This window comes from Flavobacterium sp. JLP (assembly GCF_015350755.1).
Classification (GTDB): Bacteria; Bacteroidota; Bacteroidia; order Flavobacteriales; family Flavobacteriaceae; genus Flavobacterium.
This window is the reverse complement of sequence record NZ_JADKPS010000002.1, coordinates 279968-298317: the sequence shown is the minus strand read 5'-3', so window position 1 is coordinate 298317 and position 18350 is coordinate 279968. Positions and strand designations below refer to the sequence as shown.

The 18350-nt window shown below is 33.5% G+C and carries 15 protein-coding genes; 12 read left to right on the top strand and 3 right to left on the bottom strand.

Translation table 11 applies throughout. The features are described from left to right. Positions 1-26: 26 nt before the first annotated feature. The 4 genes from IRZ83_RS06755 (at position 27) to IRZ83_RS06740 (ending at position 6558) form a co-directional block, all read left to right on the top strand. Positions 27-2369, top strand: a complete 2343-nt coding sequence (locus IRZ83_RS06755; RefSeq protein ID WP_194567695.1) for a glycoside hydrolase family 2 TIM barrel-domain containing protein — start codon at positions 27-29, stop codon at positions 2367-2369. Next, positions 2369-3529, top strand: coding sequence for a galactokinase (galK, locus tag IRZ83_RS06750; RefSeq protein WP_194567693.1), 1161 nt, complete (start codon positions 2369-2371; stop codon positions 3527-3529). The genes IRZ83_RS06755 and galK overlap by 1 nt, the downstream gene beginning before the upstream one ends. 17 nt (positions 3530-3546) lie before the next feature. Then, the gene (locus IRZ83_RS06745; protein WP_029271443.1) at positions 3547-4596 is read left to right on the top strand and encodes a UDP-glucose--hexose-1-phosphate uridylyltransferase; all 1050 of its coding nucleotides are present in this window, start codon (positions 3547-3549) and stop codon (positions 4594-4596) included. 276 nt (positions 4597-4872) lie between these two features. Further along, positions 4873-6558, top strand: coding sequence for a sodium/sugar symporter (locus tag IRZ83_RS06740; RefSeq protein WP_029271442.1), 1686 nt, complete (start codon positions 4873-4875; stop codon positions 6556-6558). A 137-nt stretch (positions 6559-6695) separates the two neighbouring features. Here the strand turns inward: IRZ83_RS06740 and IRZ83_RS06735 are convergent, their stop codons facing one another. The 3 genes from IRZ83_RS06735 to IRZ83_RS06725 all read right to left on the bottom strand — a co-directional run bounded on the left by IRZ83_RS06735 (position 6696) and on the right by IRZ83_RS06725 (position 9513). After that, on the bottom strand, positions 6696-7700 hold the full coding sequence (locus IRZ83_RS06735) for a type II TA system antitoxin MqsA family protein (protein WP_194567691.1): 1005 nt from the start codon (positions 7698-7700) through the stop codon (positions 6696-6698). 7 nt (positions 7701-7707) lie between these two features. Next, positions 7708-8061, bottom strand: a complete 354-nt coding sequence (locus IRZ83_RS06730; RefSeq protein WP_194567689.1) for a type II toxin-antitoxin system MqsR family toxin — start codon at positions 8059-8061, stop codon at positions 7708-7710. A 201-nt stretch (positions 8062-8262) separates the two neighbouring features. Next, on the bottom strand, positions 8263-9513 hold the full coding sequence (locus tag IRZ83_RS06725) for an NAD(P)/FAD-dependent oxidoreductase (RefSeq protein ID WP_194567681.1): 1251 nt from the start codon (positions 9511-9513) through the stop codon (positions 8263-8265). Between the two features lie 101 nt (positions 9514-9614). Between IRZ83_RS06725 and hutH the strand changes: the two genes are divergently transcribed. The 8 genes from hutH to IRZ83_RS06685 all read left to right on the top strand — a co-directional run bounded on the left by hutH (position 9615) and on the right by IRZ83_RS06685 (position 18343). After that, entirely contained in the window at positions 9615-11135 is a 1521-nt protein-coding gene (gene hutH / locus IRZ83_RS06720) for a histidine ammonia-lyase (RefSeq protein WP_029271440.1), read from the top strand. A gap of 31 nt (positions 11136-11166) precedes the next feature. Then, complete coding sequence (locus IRZ83_RS06715; RefSeq protein WP_194567679.1) at positions 11167-12381, top strand: WG repeat-containing protein; 1215 nt, start codon at positions 11167-11169, stop codon at positions 12379-12381. A gap of 36 nt (positions 12382-12417) precedes the next feature. Then, entirely contained in the window at positions 12418-13149 is a 732-nt protein-coding gene (gene fabG / locus IRZ83_RS06710) for a 3-oxoacyl-ACP reductase FabG (protein ID WP_194567677.1), read from the top strand. 185 nt (positions 13150-13334) lie between these two features. Beyond that, the gene (locus IRZ83_RS06705) at positions 13335-14570 is read left to right on the top strand and encodes a beta-ketoacyl-[acyl-carrier-protein] synthase family protein (protein ID WP_029271437.1); all 1236 of its coding nucleotides are present in this window, start codon (positions 13335-13337) and stop codon (positions 14568-14570) included. Next, on the top strand, positions 14563-14817 hold the full coding sequence (locus tag IRZ83_RS06700) for an acyl carrier protein (protein WP_029271436.1): 255 nt from the start codon (positions 14563-14565) through the stop codon (positions 14815-14817). Before IRZ83_RS06705 ends, IRZ83_RS06700 begins: the two co-directional genes overlap by 8 nt. Then, positions 14817-15701: a lipid A biosynthesis acyltransferase gene (locus IRZ83_RS06695; protein ID WP_194567675.1), complete on the top strand. Its 885-nt coding sequence runs from the start codon at positions 14817-14819 to the stop codon at positions 15699-15701. Before IRZ83_RS06700 ends, IRZ83_RS06695 begins: the two co-directional genes overlap by 1 nt. A 54-nt stretch (positions 15702-15755) precedes the next feature. After that, a complete protein-coding gene (locus IRZ83_RS06690) occupies positions 15756-17396 on the top strand; it encodes a phytoene desaturase family protein (RefSeq protein ID WP_194567673.1) in 1641 nt (546 codons plus the stop codon). A 44-nt stretch (positions 17397-17440) separates the two neighbouring features. After that, complete coding sequence (locus IRZ83_RS06685; protein WP_194567671.1) at positions 17441-18343, top strand: dialkylrecorsinol condensing enzyme DarA; 903 nt, start codon at positions 17441-17443, stop codon at positions 18341-18343. Positions 18344-18350 lie beyond the last annotated feature (7 nt).

Below are 18350 nucleotides of genomic sequence, written 5' to 3'. Positions count from 1 at the left end.
TTAATGGTGAAAGAAAAAAAAAGAAAATGAAACTTATTTTTAAATCCATATTCTTCTTATTTCTCCTGAACTTTTCGTTTGGAAGAGCGCAGGCACAATCGCGTACAAAAGTAAATTTTGGTGCCGATTGGGAATTTAAAAGAGAAGAAACTCCAGCTCAAGATTGGGAAAAAGTTACAATTCCGCATACCGCGCGACTTGAGAAATTAGTAGTTATAAAACAATTTCAAGGCATTTCTTGGTATCAGAAAAAATTCAGAACAAACATTTCAAAAGATCAAAAAGCCTTTATTTATTTTGAAGGCGTAATGCAGGAAGCAGATGTTTGGATTAATGATAAAAAAGTAACAAACCATAAAGGCGGTTATTTACCCTTTACGGTTGACGTTACGCCGTATTTGAATGCCAATAATGAAAATATTATTAAAGTAAAAGTCAATAATGAAGACAATCCGGATTTCTTGCCTGGAAAACCTTTAAAAGACTTAGACTTTAATTATTATGGCGGAATTTACAGAAATGTGTATTTAATTACAACATCAAAATTATACATTACAGATGCTGTAAATGCTAATAAAGTGGCCAGCGGAGGAATTTATGTGAACTTTAAAACCATAAACAAAAATGAAGCTTCAGGAACGGTTCAGGTTCATTTAAAAAATGAATTTGAAGCAGAACGAAATGCCAGTTTAAAATTTATATTAACCGATAATAAAGGCAAGAAAACAGCATATAAATCAAATAATTTTTCGGTTAAACCGGATTCAGATTTGGTTTTAACTCAAAATATTTCGGTTGCAAATCCAAAATTATGGTCGATTTATAGTCCAAATTTATATCAATTGGAAGTTCAAATTCTTTCGAATAATAAAGTCGTTGATTCTTATTCAGAAAAAATCGGAATTAGAAAATCAGAATTAAAAGCTGATGGTTATTATTTAAACGACGAAAAAATATACATTACAGGAACAAACGAGCATCAGGAATATCCGTATTTGGGATATGCCATTTCTGATGAAGCGCAATATCGCGATGCTGTAAAAATTAAAAATGCAGGTTTTGATTTTGTTCGTATGTCGCATTATCCGCATGCAGAAGCTTTTCTAAATGCCTGCGACGAATTGGGAATTTTAGTTATGAACAGCTTAACGGGCTGGCAGTTTTTTGGCGGCGAAACTTTTCAAAAAAGTGCTTATCAGGACATTCGCGATATGGCGAGAAGAGATCGAAATCATCCGAGTATTGTTTTTTGGGAAGCTTCATTGAATGAAACAGACATGTCTGCTGCATTTATGGCAACAGCAACCAAAACCTTAAAAGAAGAATTGCCTTTTGATCACAACTACAGCGCCAGCTGGATTGATAACGAAAATTACGATTTGTTTATTCCAGCGCGCCAGCACGCAAAAGCACCCGATTATTGGACAAAATACAACAAAGGAAATCGTAAAATTTTCATTGCAGAATATGGCGATTGGGAATACTATGCGCAAAACGCAGGTTTCAATCAAACCGAATTTGCCAATTTAAAAGAAGAGGAAAGAACTTCAAGACAATTAAGAAGCGCTGGCGAAAAAAGACTTTTACAGCAAGCATACAATTTTCAAGAAGCTTCTAATTCTAATAGAAAAGGAAACCAAACTATTGGAGAGGCAAACTGGGTTATGTTCGATTACAACCGTGGTTACAGTCCGGATTTAGAAAGTTCTGGAATCAGTGATATTTTCAGAATTCCAAAATTTGCTTATTACTTTTATCAGAGTCAGAGAGATGCCAGTGTAATTTTAGATAAAAAATTAGTATCTGGACCAACAGTAAATATTGCCAATTTCTGGACACCAGAATCGCCGTTAAACATTACAGTTTACAGCAATTGCGATGAAGTCGCTTTATACTTAAATGATATTTTAGTTTCTAAAGAAAAACCAGCTTTACATACAAACAGCGACAAATTAGAACATGCACCTTTTATTTTTAAAGTACCCGTATTTAAAGCGGGAACATTGCGCGCAGAAGGTTTTATTAACGGTAAAAAAGTGGTTTCAAATAGTGTAAAAACGCCAGAAACAGCTTCGAAAATCGAGTTGAATTATGACCTTTCTTCAAAACAAATTAATTCAGAATTTCCGGATATGGTTTTTGTTTACGCTAAAATTACTGATGCAAAAGGAACGGTTATTCCAACAGCAACAAACGAGGTAACTTTCGTTTTAAGCGAAGGAAATGCTGAAATTATTGGTCAAAATCCAGTAAAGTCAGAAGCCGGAATTGCAACGATTGTTCTTAAAACTAAAGATTTAAAAAAGAAAATAATTTTAAAAGCAACTTCAGAAAAACTAAAAGACAACACTATTACAATTACAAAATAATGAATGACATTTTAATACAAAACACCACAGCCTTTTTTGAGAAATCTTTTGGATCTTCTCCTCAAAAAATTGTGCTTTCTCCAGGTAGAATCAACATTATTGGAGAACATATTGATTACAACGACGGTTACGTTTTGCCCGCTGCAATTGACAAAGTAATTTGTTTTGCTTTTGAGAAAAACAATACCACAAAATCTAAAATAATCGCCATTGATTTAAACGAAGAATTTGAAATCGATTTGACTCAAAAAATCGAATTGAATGATGCCGTATGGACAAATTATATTCGTGGTGTTATTAAACAATTACAAGATAACGGATTTTCTTTTGAAGGTTTCAATTGTGTTTTCAGCAGTAATATTCCGGTTGGTTCTGGATTATCTTCTTCAGCAGCTTTAGAATGTGGCATGCTTTTCGGGATAAAAGAACTTTTCGATATAAAAATTGAAAAAGTTGACATTGCCCTATTAGGACAAAAAGCAGAACACTGGGTTGGAATCAACTGTGGTATTATGGATCAATTTTCAAGCGTACACGGACTTGAAAATAAAGTAATAAAACTGGATTGCAACACCTTGGATTTTGAATATCACAATGCCGATTTCAAAGATTATTCTTTGATTTTATTTGACAGCAACGTAAAACATTCGCTTTTTACATCTGAATATAATACGAGAAGAATTGAATGTGAACAAGGTTTGGCAATCATCAAAAACCATTTTTCAGAAGTTAAAAGTTTTAGAGATTGTACTGAAGAACAGCTTTTAAGTATTCAGGATCAATTTACTCCAACAGTTTTTAAAAGAGTTCATTTTGTTGTAAAAGAAATTAACCGCGTAATAAAAGCATGCGAAGCTTTAGACAACGGAAACATCGAACTTTTAGGACAATTGCTTTTCGAAACACATTACGGTTTATCGAAAGAATATGAAGTGAGCTGCGAAGAGTTAGATATGCTTGTAGATACCGCAAAAGCTGACGATGCTATAATTGGTTCACGCTTAATGGGCGGGGGTTTTGGCGGATGCACTATAAATTTAATAAAAAAAGGTAATGAAAATGAGGTAAAAAGTAAGTTTTCAAATCTTTATTTAGATACATTTGGAATTGAATTAAAATTCTATGATGTAAAAATCTCAAATGGAACAACACTACTTTAATACCACAACAAATTACAATGAAAAATTTTGACATTAACGAAGATCCGCACAGGCGCTTCAACCCTTTAATTAACGAATGGGTTTTGGTTTCACCTCATCGTTCAAAACGTCCTTGGCAAGGGCAAAATGAAACCATAACAACAGAAACATTGCCAAAGTACGACCCAACCTGTTACTTATGTCCAGGAAACGTTCGTGCAAACGGAATGAATAATCCGAAATACGAAAGCAGCTTTGTTTTTGAAAATGATTTTGCTGCAATGAAGCAAGACGAAATTATTTTTGAAGAAGATATTAAACATACTTTCTTTAAAGCAAAACCAGAACAAGGAATTTCGAGAGTGGTTTGTTTTTCGCCACGACACGATCTTACTTTACCTGAAATGGAACTTGATGGTATTGAAAACATTATTAGAACTTGGCAAAAAGAATATACCGATTTAGGGAATATCAAATATATTAATCACGTTCAGATTTTTGAAAATAAAGGAAGCGTGATGGGCTGCAGCAACCCGCATCCGCACGGACAAATCTGGGCGCAGTCGTCATTGCCAACACAAGTTGAAAAAACACAAAACAGCCTAAAAGCTTATTTTGACAAAAACAAAAGAACGCTTCTTGAAGATTATCTTCAGGCTGAATTAAGATCAGGAGAACGCATTGTAATCGAAAACGATCATTTTGTGGCATTAGTTCCGTTCTGGGCAATCTGGCCTTACGAAACTATGATTTTGAGCAAAAGAGCTTTTGGTAAAATCACTGATTTAACACCAGAAGAAACAAAATCATTTGCTAAGATTTTAAAACAGCTTACAACAAAATACGATAATTTATTCAGCACTTCTTTTCCCTACTCATCTGGAATTCACCAAGCTCCAACAGATGGATTAGAACATCCTGAATGGCATTTTCATATGCATTTTTACCCGCCTTTATTGAGATCTGCCACGGTTAAAAAATTTATGGTCGGTTATGAAATGTTAGGCGAATCGCAGCGTGATATTACACCTGAGAAAAGTGCCGAAATTTTAAGACAGCAATCAGAAGTGCATTACAAAAGCATTTAAAAATATGCTGGATAAAAAAGCAGATATTAAGACAAAAGTAAAATTTAACATAACAAACCGCTTATAAATGTAAAAAACACATTTGTTGATGGTGCAGATATAGAATTTTATTTTACTTTTGGCTTTCGTTCTTATTTTCATAAAAAAATAACAGAATAAAAACAGATATCTTATTTTAATCCAGATAAAACAATAAAAAAACCAGGTTGGAAATTGTCTTAAAAAATGATTTCAAAACCAAATAAACAAACAATCACCTTTAAAATACTACTAACAATGAACCAGAACCTCGCTTTCGCAGATTATGCGGTTTTTATTATTTATTTCATCGTAGTTTCGGTCTACGGTTATACTGTTTATCGAAAACGTAAACAAGACGAGCAAGATGCTAAAGCTTACTTTTTGGCTGAAGGAAATTTAACTTGGTGGGCTATTGGAGCTTCTTTGATTGCTTCAAATATTTCTGCTGAACAATTTATCGGAATGAGCGGTGAAGGTTTCTTTTTAGGAATCGCTGTTGCTGCTTACGAATGGCTTGCTGCTGTTGCCTTAATTATTGTAGCGGTTTGGTTTATTCCTGTATATCTTAAAAATAAGATTTACACAATGCCTCAATTCTTAAAAACACGTTACAACGAATCTACTGCTTTGATTATGGCAGTTTTCTGGTTGTTTTTGTATGTTTTTGTAAATTTAACTTCTATCCTTTATTTAGGAGCTGTTGCTATTAACGGACTTGCAGGCGGTGAATACCTTCACGTGATCATGATCGGATTGGCAATATTTGCTTTGTTTATCTCTTTAGGAGGAATGAAGGTTGTTGCTTATACAGACGTTATTCAAGTTGCCGTTTTAATTATAGGAGGTTTAGTAACTTCATACATTGCCTTAACAACTGTTGGACAATATTTTGGAGTAGGCGAAAATGCTATAGCTGGTTTCAAAGTTTTAATGAGAGAGGCTCCTGAGCATTTCAAAATGATTATCCCGAAACCAACTGCAAATTCATCTCAGCTTGAAATCGACAAATATTTGACTTTCCCAGGTTTGATGTCTTACCTTGCCGGTATCTGGATCATCAACTTAAACTATTGGGGATGTAACCAATATATCACGCAAAGAGCTCTTGGTGCCGATTTACAAACGGCTCGTACAGGTATTTTATTTGCTGGAATGTTGAAATTATTAATGCCATTAATCGTAATGCTGCCTGGTATTGCTGCTTTTGTTTTATATGAAAATGGACATTTACCACAATTAGTTGGAGGAAAAGATGGAGCGTACTCTGCAGTATTAACTTTCTTGCCAACAGGTTTAAAAGGACTTTCTGTAGCGGCTTTGACTGCTGCAATTGTAGCTTCATTAGCTGGAAAAGTAAACAGTATCTCGACTATTTATACTTTAGATATTCATAAAAAATACATTCAAAAAGAAGCTGGCGAAAAACAACAAGTAAACATTGGTAGAATTGCTGTTTTTGCTGCAATGCTTTTAGCTGTTTTATTTACATGGAATGACATCTTAGGAATTGGCGGTGTTGGTGGATTTACCTACATTCAAAAATACACTGGATTTATCAGCCCTGGAGTTTTTGCAATGTTCTTCCTTGGTATGTTCTGGAAAAGAACTACTGGAACTGCCGCTATTGTAGGGGTGATTTTAGGATTTGTATTGTCAGTATTATTCAACGAATATGCTCCAATGTTGTTCGGAAACGAAACATTGTTATATACTGCTTATCCAAATGGAAAAGGTGCTTTCGAAATTCCTTTCCACATTTGTATGGGATTATCATTCTTCTTTACAATGCTGGCTATGATCGGAATCAGTTTTGCAGGACCAAAAGTAAATCCTAAAGCGTTCGAAATAGACGCTGAAATGTTTAAAGTAAAACCACAAACTACAGTTTTAATCGTAATTACATTATTGATTATTGTGGCATTGTACGTTAAATTCTGGTAGTATAATTTTTTACTATATTATTTTTTGAAGACAAAAAGAGGATATCAATTTGATATCCTCTTTTTATTTTTAATAATCTATATTACCTTAAAAATAACGTATTTGAAAATCCTTCTAAACATCTAATTCATTATAATTTAAATATGAATTAAATCAAATCCATAATTATAATTAATTTTATTTTTCCCCTTTTCATTTTCAATCCATGCTTTTTCTTTATGACTAATGTCTTTAATTTGACTTGCATTACAATTTTTAAATTTCACCACGACTTCTTCTAATGATTCTAATTCAATTTCATTAAATAATTCAGAATTAAAGTTTTTAGTAGGAGAAGAAATAAATTTCTCTCCAGTATAGTCACCATAAAATTCAGTTTGCAAATCAACAATTTTTTTATTTGTCATATAATCAAATATTCCGTTAAATCTTATAGGAACAGGTCCATAATTATGAGCCATATACCTAGTTCCACTTATTGAATATCCCGATTTTTTATAATTTAAAAAGTCTGCGTAGAACAATAATTTGTTCATCATAGTTACAGTTGGTAAAAGTTTTTCTGTAAAATAAACAACCATTTCCGATAATTTTTGAATATTTGGTTTTCTATAACCTGAAAAAACATCCGGAAGCATATTTTGAAAGAGCATGCTGACGAACTTGTTTTCATCATTTGTTTCTGATTCTAGTTCTATAGCAGCATCTATTTTTACTAATATTTTACTTTTTTCAAAGTCTTCTAAATCTGTACTTCTTAAAACTAAATCTTTAAAAACAATAGAGTTATTAGAAATAGTTTGAATTAGATTAGCATTTGCCATACTTGGAACCTCTCCTTTTTCATAGTTCCTATAGCTATTTGCTCCAAATCCCAGTATTTGAGACATTTTATTTGCAGATAATCCATACTTTTCCCTAATACTTAGAATTTCATCTGCAAAGAGAATATTATGTTTATCTCTATATTGATTATAAACTTGATTTAGATTTAACTCGTCTATTTCTGTTGTCGTAAATGATTCCTGACTATCTTCACAATAATAACTCAAATGAAAATATTCAAACTCTTCTTTACGGAAAACCACACTTTTTTTATTGGTTTGTAAGGTCATTTCTTTACCTGTAATTGGACTTTTCATAATTCTTCTATTTGATTTTATATGGAAATTTTATAGGATGATCTGCTTTATGAAATGAAATACAGATCGCATTATTGGTACTTTTGGACAAAGTAAGCTTGATGTAAACGTCTTGGGTTTTTATTATTTTTCCGAAAATCCACAATTCTTTTCCATTAAATTGTGTTTCGGGTAGAGGACCTTCACTATAATCCTCAACTTCTAATTGAGCAATTATTTCTTTTCTCGAGTTGGCTGTGATTCCAATATCTGCTAAATCTTGTATACTATTTTTAGCTCTATCTATAAAAAATATATCCCATGTCTTTATTATTTGCTTAAGTTCCTGTAAAAAAGATATGACACTTGCTTTATGAGACATACTAATGATTTTTAATAATCACTGCAAAATTACTTGTTTAAAACCAAAAAAGCAACTTTAAAGTTTAATTTATCCATTAAATCAACAATTAATCCACCTTAAAGTTAAGTGTTGTTTATGTTATTTTGAATAGGGAAAGATATAAAAACTGAAAATCATTATTTAAAAAATTCAATAAACCACAAAAAAAGTCCTGATCACTCAGGACTGACTTTGTTCTTTCTGCATATTCAGCAAATATGCCATATTCTTGATCACGTGATCGTGTTTTTTGACAAACGGATTTTCTTCATTCCAAACATAACCTGCTAAAACGGAACAAATTTTCTCCTTTACATCTGGATTTTCCGGCTGATGGAAAAACAAAGTCTGAAGGTTTCCAGTGTACCATTCTTTCACGTAAGTGGTAAAAACAGCAATTCCTCTTTTCATATAATCGGTAAATTCAGTTTCCCAATCTACTTCAATTCCCTGCGCTTCCTTAATATATAATTTCGCTGCAAGCATTCCAGATTCTGTCGCAAAAGCAACTCCAGAAGAAAAAACCGGATCTAGAAATTCAGAACTGTTTCCTGTCAAAGCAAAACCATCTCCGTACATTCTTTTAACGGCTCTTGAATAATTTTCGAGTTTTACCGGTTCAAATAAAAATTCCGTTCCTTTAAATCTTTTGATATAATAATCAGACTTCTGAATTGCATTTTTCAAAGCTTCCGCATTGTCTTTATTTTCAGAAAGCGAATTGATAAAATCCGTTGGCCCTACAACACCTAAACTTGTATTTCCATTAGAAAACGGAATTACCCATAACCAAACTTCCGTTTCCAGAATATCGAATGAAATCTGCGTTCCTTCCTCGCCTTCCGGGCGATTAATATCTTTTACATGTGTAAAAATCGAAGAATGAGGATCAAGTTTCGACGGCGTATCCAAGTCTAAAAGTCTCGGCAAAACGCGTCCGTATCCGCTAGAATCAATAATAAATTTAGCGTGAATTTCTTTTAAATTTCCGGCTGCATCTTTTACAATGGTTTTAGAATTTTTTCCTTCAAAAGAAACTTCCAAAACTTCTGTTTCAAATTCTAAATCAATTCCTTTTCTAATTACTTCTTCCGCCATCGTGTTATCAAAATCAGCACGCGGTACTTGCCAAGTCCAATCCCAGCCTTCGCCAAATTTCTGACTGAAATCGAAAACACAAATTTCTTCTCCCCTAATAAAACGAGCACCTAATTTTTTCTCGAAATTCATCGCATCGAGGCTTTCAAAAAGTTCAGCTTCGGCAAAATGATCCATCACTCGCGGAATTAGGCTTTCGCCTACCACAAGCCGTGGAAATCTAGCTTTTTCTACTACTTTTATCTTAATGTTATTTTTATGAAGATAAGATGCCGAAACGCATCCCGAAGGTCCTGCACCGATCACCAAAACATCAACAAACTCCTTTGTCATAATAAAAATGTTATCGATTATTAACTTACATTTGCGCTTATCAAAATAACTACATTTATTTTGATAAATAAAATTAAATTAGCACAACCAAAAACAATTTAATGAATACAATTAATGAATATCTAAGTTTAGCAGAATTCGAGTCTATAATTTTTGGCAATAACAAAGTTACCATCAGCGATGTAGTTCTAAATCGAGTAAACGAAAGCTTTAATTTTCTGAAAGAATTTTCAGGAAATAAAATAATATACGGTGTAAATACTGGTTTTGGACCAATGGCTCAATATCGAATTAAAGAGTCAGACCAAATTCAGCTGCAATATAATTTAATTAGAAGCCACTCTTCGGGAACCGGAAAACCTTTAAGTCCGGTTTGTGCAAAAGCGGCCATTTTGGCTCGTTTGAATACGCTTTCATTAGGAAATTCTGGAGTTCATCCTTCTGTAATTCATTTGATGGCAGAATTAATCAACAGAGATATTACGCCTTTAATCTTTGAACATGGCGGTGTTGGTGCCAGCGGTGACTTAGTTCAATTATCTCATTTAGCTTTAGTTTTAATTGGCGAAGGCGAAGTTTTTTATAAAGGCGACAGAAGACCAACTCCTGAAGTTTTTGAAATTGAAGGATTAAAACCAATTCAGGTAGAAATCAGAGAAGGATTGGCTTTAATCAACGGAACTTCTGTAATGACCGGAATTGGCGTTGTAAATGTGCATCACGCTAACAAATTATTAGATTGGTCTCTAAAATGTTCTTGTGCTATAAACGAATTGGTGCAGGCTTATGATGATCATTTTTCTGAAGAATTAAATCAAACCAAAAGACATAAAGGACAACAGGAAGTAGCTTTAAGAATGAGACAAAATCTTTCTGACAGTACTTTGATCCGCAAAAGAGAAGATCATTTATATTCTGGAGAAAATACAGAAGAAATTTTTAAAGAAAAAGTTCAGGAATATTATTCATTAAGATGTGTGCCCCAAATTCTTGGACCGGTTTTAGAAACGATTAATAATGTTGCTTCGATTTTAGAAGACGAATTTAACTCAGCAAACGACAACCCAATTATCGACGTAAAAAACAAACATGTTTACCACGGAGGAAATTTCCACGGTGATTATATTTCACTTGAAATGGATAAACTGAAAATTGTTATTACGAAATTAACGATGCTGGCAGAACGTCAATTGAATTATTTATTGAATTCAAAAATCAACGAAATTCTTCCTCCATTCGTGAATTTAGGAACTTTAGGATTTAATTTCGGAATGCAGGGTGTTCAGTTCACCGCAACCTCAACAACTGCAGAAAGCCAGATGCTCTCGAACCCAATGTATGTTCATTCAATTCCAAATAACAATGACAATCAAGACATTGTAAGTATGGGAACAAATGCCGCAGTGATTACATCAAAAGTTATCGAAAATGCTTTTGAAGTATTAGCAATTGAAATGATTACGATTGTTCAGGCGATTGACTATTTAGCTCAAAAAAATAAAATTTCATCGGTTACTAAAAAATGGTACGGCGATGTTCGAAATATAATTCCAGAATTCAAGGAAGATCAGGTAATGTATCCGTTTGTTCAACAAGTAAAAGATTACCTTATAAATAGTTAAACCGATTATATTAATTTTGAATCTTAAATCCATGAAAAAATCACTACTTTTTTTATTGTTATTACTCATTCAATTCGTTAATAGTCAAGAACTGGCGTTAGTTAAAAAGAATTCAAAATTTGGATATCTTGCTAAAGACGGCTCTTTTAAAATTGAACCTCAATATAAAGCTGCCAGAAGTTTTTCTGAAGGTTTGGCTGCTGTTGAAAATGGCGGAAAATGGGGATTTATAGATGCTAAAGGAACTTGGATAATTCCGGCTGATTTTAAAGATGCCAAAGATTTTAACAGCGGTATCGCAATTGTACAAAAAGACAAAGAGTGGGTTTATATTAATACAAAAGGTGAGATTCAAAAAGCACCGGCTTCTGATAAATTATTTGATTTTAATGATGGTGTTGCTTTCTTTAGACAAAACAATAAAGTAGGATTGATCAACAACAAAATGACTGTTGTTTTAGAGCCAAAATACGATCAGATCAAGTCTTTTGAAAATGGATATGCAAGAGTGGAAAGCAATAAAAAATGGGGAATTATTAATACTGCCGGCAAAGAATTAGTAGAACCTGTTTATGATGAAATTGGAGGCTATTTTAAAAATACAACTTGGGCCAGGAAAGATAAAACTTTCGGACTCGTAAATGCAGGGAAATTTATTCCTGTAGACGGTGCAGAAAAAATCTGGGATTTTGAAACTCAAGATTTGACATTTGCCAAGAAAAACGGAAAAATTGGCTACATTGATATAAAAGGAAATTGGGTAATTCTTCCTATTTACGATAAAGGAAAAGCTTTCTCTAAAAATTTAGCACCAGTACAAGTGGGTTCAAAATGGGGGTATATAAATCCAAAAGCAGAATTTGTTATTCCGCCAACTTATAATGATGCAGAAGTTTTCAGTACAAACGGTTTGGCTCCGATAAAAGAAAGCAATTGGGGATTTATAAATGAATCTGGAAAATTAGTAATCCCTACACAATACGGTATTACTGCAAATGCACTAATTGCTATGTTTACGCAACAAGATAAAGGATTTATTGATGGCGTTGCAAGAGTAAAAAATGAAGGAAAATGGGGGTTTCTTAAACCAGACGGAACCGTATTAAGCAACCAATGGTTTGACAATGCTGAACTATTTTCAAAAACAGAAAAAAGAGAAATAGCTGAAACTCCTGCTGAAAAACCAAAACCAGAAACAAAACCGGCAAAAACAGCAACCAAAACAACAGCTAAAAAGAAGAAATAGCTTTTATTTCCAATAAAAATAAATTCCATATATATAATGAAATGTGTATTAGTAACAGGCGGTTCAAGAGGAATTGGAAGTGCTATTTGTAAAAAATTAGCCGTTGATGCCGACTATCATATTCTGATTAACTACCACTCCAATAAAACTGCTGCGCAAGAAACACTTCTTGAAGTACAGAGATTAGGCGGAAAAGGAGAAATTTTAGGTTTTGATGTTTCTAATTTTGAAGAAGTTCAAACTGTTTTAAATAAATGGCAGGAAGAAAATCCTAGCGCCATTGTAGAAGCAATTGTAAACAATGCCGGAATTACAAAAGATGGTCTTTTTATGTGGATGACTCCCGAAGACTGGAACGGCGTTGTGAACACAAGTTTAAACGGGTTTTTTAATGTAACGCAGTTTTTTATTCAAAAAATGCTTCGAAATAAATATGGCCGAATTGTAAACATGGTTTCGGTTTCTGGAGTAAAAGGAACTGCAGGACAAACCAATTATTCTGCGGCAAAAGGCGCGATTGTTGCTGCTACAAAAGCATTGGCACAAGAAGTTGCCAAAAGAAATATTACAGTTAATGCCGTTGCACCAGGTTTTATTAGAACGGATATGACGAGCCAATTAGACGAAAAAGAATTATTAAAACTTATTCCGGTAAATCGTTTTGGCGAAGCCGAAGAAGTAGCAGATTTGGTAAGCTTTTTGATTTCTAAAAAATCGAGTTATATTACCGGAGAAATTATTAATATAAACGGAGGAATATATTCTTAAAATTCTAACACATAGAGACCTAGGTTTTCTATGGAATAAAGAATACAAAAAAGAAATACATTTCTTTCCACATAGAAAACTATGTTAATTTAAAATAAGTGAAATGCCTTTTTTTGAGTTACAAAAGCTGTGTTTCTATGTGTTTAAAAATTACACGTAACGGATAAAAAATTACTTGAAAGACGATGAATAAAAGAGTTGTAATTACTGGAATGGGAATTTATTCTTGTATCGGAACTTCTTTAGATGAAGTAAAGGAATCTTTATACAACGGAAAATCTGGTATTCAGTTTGATTCTGATAGAAAAGAATTTGGTTTTCAATCTGCCTTAACAGGAGTGGTTCCGAAACCAGATCTTAAAAATTTATTGACGCGAAGACAGCGTATGAGCATTGGTGAAGAAACCGAGTATGCTTATATGGCTACAATCGAAGCTTTGAAAAATGCCAATATCGATGATGCCTTTTTTGACAATCGCGAAGTGGGTATTATGTACGGAAATGACAGTGTTTCTAAAGCAATTATTGATGCCACAGATATTGTTCGTGAGAAAAAAGACACCGCTTTAATTGGTTCTGGAGCGATTTTTAAATCGATGAATTCTACCGTTACGATGAATCTTTCAACGATTTTTAAACTTCGAGGCATCAATCTTACGATAAGTGCGGCCTGCGCGAGCGGTTCACATTCTATTGGATTGGCTTATTTCTTAATAAAAAGTGGTTTTCAGGATATTATTATCTGCGGAGGCGCACAAGAAATCAACAAATATGCAATGAGCAGTTTTGATGGTTTGGGTGTTTTTTCTTCTAGAGAAAATGATCCGGAAAAAGCTTCTCGACCTTTTGATGCTGATCGTGACGGATTGATTCCGAGTGGCGGCGGTGCCACTTTAATTCTCGAAAGTTACGAATCTGCCATTGCAAGAGGCGCAAATATTATTGCTGAAGTTGTGGGTTACGGATTCTCATCAAACGGCGGTCATATTTCAACACCAAACGTTGAAGGCCCGTCTATAGCCATGCAACGAGCGCTTGATGATGCTCAATTAAAAGCAAATGACATCGAATATATTAATGCACACGCTACTTCAACTCCGGTTGGAGACGGTAATGAAGCAAAAGCAATTTTTGAAGTTTTTGGAGAAAAAAATCCGTACGTAAGTTCTACAAAATCAATGACTGGCCACGAATGTTGGATGGCTGGAGCCAGCGAAGTGATCTATTCTATCCTCATGATGCAAAACGATTTTATAGCGCCAAACATCAATTTGGAAAATCCAGATGAAGATGCTTCTAAATTAAATTTGGTCAAAACTACTTTAAACAAAAAATTTGACATATTTTTGTCCAATTCCTTCGGATTCGGAGGAACCAACTCTGCGTTGGTTGTTAAAAAGTTTAAACTGAATGATGAATAAAGAAGAGATAATAGCAAAAATTAATGGTTTTTTGGTTGATGAATTTGAAGTTGACAATGATGACATTGAACCGGATGCTAATTTGAAAGACACACTTGGATTAGATAGCTTAGACTATGTAGATTTGGTAGTTTCTATTGAAGCTAACTTTGGTGTAAAGCTGGTTGAAGTTGATTTCGTTGGAATTGCTTCTTTTCAAAACTTTTACGATCTCATTGAAAACAAATTAAAAGCTAAAGCTGCTTAATGAGTCAATGGGATGGCAAATCAAAAGGAACTGTTTTAGGGTATAGAATATTTGTTTTTTTAATACAAAAAGCAGGTATAAGGGCTGCCTATGTTTTACTTTATTTTGTTGCTTCTTATTATTTTTTATTTCTAAAGAAAAGCAACAAAGCCATTTCTTATTATTTTAAAGAAAGACTGCAGTACTCCAATTTCAAAGCTAAAAAAATGGTTTTCAAAAGTTACTTTACTTTTGGGCAAACCATTATTGATAAAATTTCCATTTCTGCAGGAATGCGGAATAAATTCACCTATGAATTTGACGGAATTGATATCCTGAAAAGACTTTTGGCAGAGAAAAAAGGCGGTGTCCTGATTAGTGCCCATATTGGAAATTTTGAAATCGCCGAGCATTTTTTTGGCGAAATTGATCTTGATTTTCAGATCAATTTAGTCACTACAGATTTAGAGCATTCTGCTATTAAAAATTATTTAGAAAGCGTCACCAAAAAATCAAGCGTAAAATTTATTATTATCAGAGACGATTTATCGCATATTTTTGAGATCAACGCCGCTTTGGCAAACAACGAGTTGGTTTGTTTCACTGGCGACCGTTATTTTGAAGGCACAAAATCTCTATCTGATAAAATTCTAGGTCAGGAAGCCCACTTTCCTGCCGGTCCATTTTTAATTGCTTCCAGATTAAAAGTTCCTGTAGTTTTTGTTTATGTAATGAAAGAACCCAACTTACACTATCACTTATACGCACGCGAAGCTGTAGTCAAACACCGTGATGAAAAAGGTTTACTAAAAGCCTATATCGAAAGTTTAGAATCGATGCTGGAAAAATATCCGCTGCAATGGTTTAATTATTTTGATTTTTGGAATCAATTAAAAATAAAGTAAAATAATATCATTTAAAATCGTTCTTTTATACTTTAGCAATTCTTAAAGCAAAGTATGCAGGAGTTTGATACGATTATTATAGGTTCAGGAGTAGGCGGATTGGCAACTGCAATATGTCTGGCAAGAGCAGGACAAAAAGTTCTGGTACTCGAACAACATTATGTTCCTGGAGGCTGGAGTCATAGTTTTACCTTAAAAGGACAACGTTTTAGTCCCGGCGTTCATTATGTAGGACTTCTGGAAGAAGGACAATCAACTAACGAATTGTATCGCGGTTTGGGAATTGCCAATGACATGGTTTTTTTCCGAATGAATAAAAATGCCTACGAGCATTGTCTCATTGGAGACGAAACTTACGATCTTCCCGCAGGCCTCGATAATCTTAAAAAAACACTTTCTGCTCATTTTCCGCACGAAGAAAAAAACATAAAAGAATATCTTTCACTTGTTCAGAAAGTGAGTTATGAACTGCAGCTTATTCCTAAATTAAAAGGTTTCTGGCAAAATATTACCGTTCCGTTTCGAACGAAGCATTTTGGAAAATTTGCCTTATTCCCTTTAAAAAAAGTAATTGGATGGCATGTTAAAGATCCAATGCTAAAAGCTGTTCTGAATATTCAGTGCGGCGATCACGGACTTTCTCCAAGCCGAGCCTGTTTTCCGGTTCATTGTTCCGTAATGAACCATTATTTTGACGGTGGTTTTTACCCAATGGGCGGTGGTGGCGGTATCGTAAAAGCCATGACTAACAGCATAAAGAGAAATGGCGGTGAAATAAGAATCAAACAAAATGTAAGCAAAATCATTGTCGATCATAACAAAGCTATTGGCATAAGGCTTGAAAATGGAGAAGAAATATTGGCCAAAAATATTGTTTCAAATGCAGATCCTTCCATTACTTATTTAAATTTAATAGATAAGAAACATTTAAGTAAATCGCTTCTTAAAAAACTGGACAAAACGAAATATTCTGTTACTTCTCTCATTTTATTTTTGACTCTAGATATAGATGTAACACTCTACGGAATTGATTCCGGAAATATCTGGATGATGAAAGATGAAAACGACGATGCTAATTTTGAACATTTAATGAGCGATACAATTGCCACTGGAGATTCATTCCCTTCTGTTTTTATGAGCTGTACCACGCTCAAAGATCCAGCAAGTTTTAACGGACGATATCATAATTTTGAAATTGTAACGTATGTGAATTACGATCATCTAAAAGATTTTAATGGGTTAGAAGATTATCATAATGAAGACTATAAAAAGTTTAAAGAAAAGATTATAGATAAACTGATGAACAATCTCGAAAAGATAATTCCGAATGCCAAACAGCACGTCATTCAAGCCGAATTAGGAACTCCAAAAACCAACGAGTTTTATATAAATTCGACAAAAGGAAATGTCTACGGAACTGAAAAAACACTAAACCAAGTTGGTCCCTTTTCCTATAAAAACAAAACCGAAATTAAAAATCTATTTCTCTGTGGTGCTTGTACGCTGTCTCACGGTGTTGCCGGCGCTACATATTCTGGTGTTGCGGCAGCTGCAATGATTTTAGGATGTACTTCTGACGATTTATTAATTGAAGATAAAAATCAAAAAATCAGAATTTATGATGCTGAAGATGCTTCAACTTGGCCAGATTGGATTCACACAAAACGAACAGACAAATTAAGAAAATTCATTTAAATAAAAATACTTATTTTTGCTAGCAACCAAAGACTTTCAACCAAATGAAAAATGTTCTCGTTATTTATTATTCTCAGTCTGGACAACTAGAATCGATTGCACGAAATATTGCAAAACCGTTTTTAAATTCAGATGAAATAAAGGTAACTTTTCACGAAATTCAATTAGAAAAACCTTTTCCTTTTCCGTGGGACAAAGCTTCTTTTTTTGAGGCTTTTCCAGAATCATTTCTACAGATTCCGACAGCTTTAAAACCTGTTTCTGAAGAAATTTTGAATACAAAATTCGATTTAGTTCTTTTGCATTATCAGGTTTGGTTTTTATCGCCTTCAATTCCGATGAACTCTTTTCTAAAAAGTGCAGAAGCTAAAACTATCTTAAACCACACGCCTGTCGTTACCATAAATGGTTCAAGAAACATGTGGATTATGGCGCAGGAAAAAGTAAAAGTTTTATTGCGTGATGCGAATGCAAAATTGGTGGGAAATGTTGCTTTGGTAGATCGCGTTGGAAATTTAATCAGTGTAATTACAATTGTACATTGGATGTTTTCTGGAGTAAAGAAAAGGTATTTGGGATTTTTTCCACTGCCGGGAGTTTCTGATAAAGACATTCAAGAATCTGATAAATTTGGAGAAGCGATACTTTCGCAATTTGAACAAAATAAATTAGAAGATTTACAACCAAAATTAACAGCATTAGGCGCCGTAAAAATCAGTTCTTATTTGGTTACTGTTGACAAAACAGCTAACAAAATTTTTAATAAGTGGTCTAATATCATCCATAAAAATCAAAAAAACAGAAAAATGCTTCTTAAAGTATTTAATGTTTATTTATTGCTTGCAATATGGCTAATCTCGCCAATAGTGTATATATTGCACCTTATTACCTACCCATTTAAGTTGAAAACCATAAAAAAAGAAACTCGATATTATCAAGGAGTTTAGAAGAAGG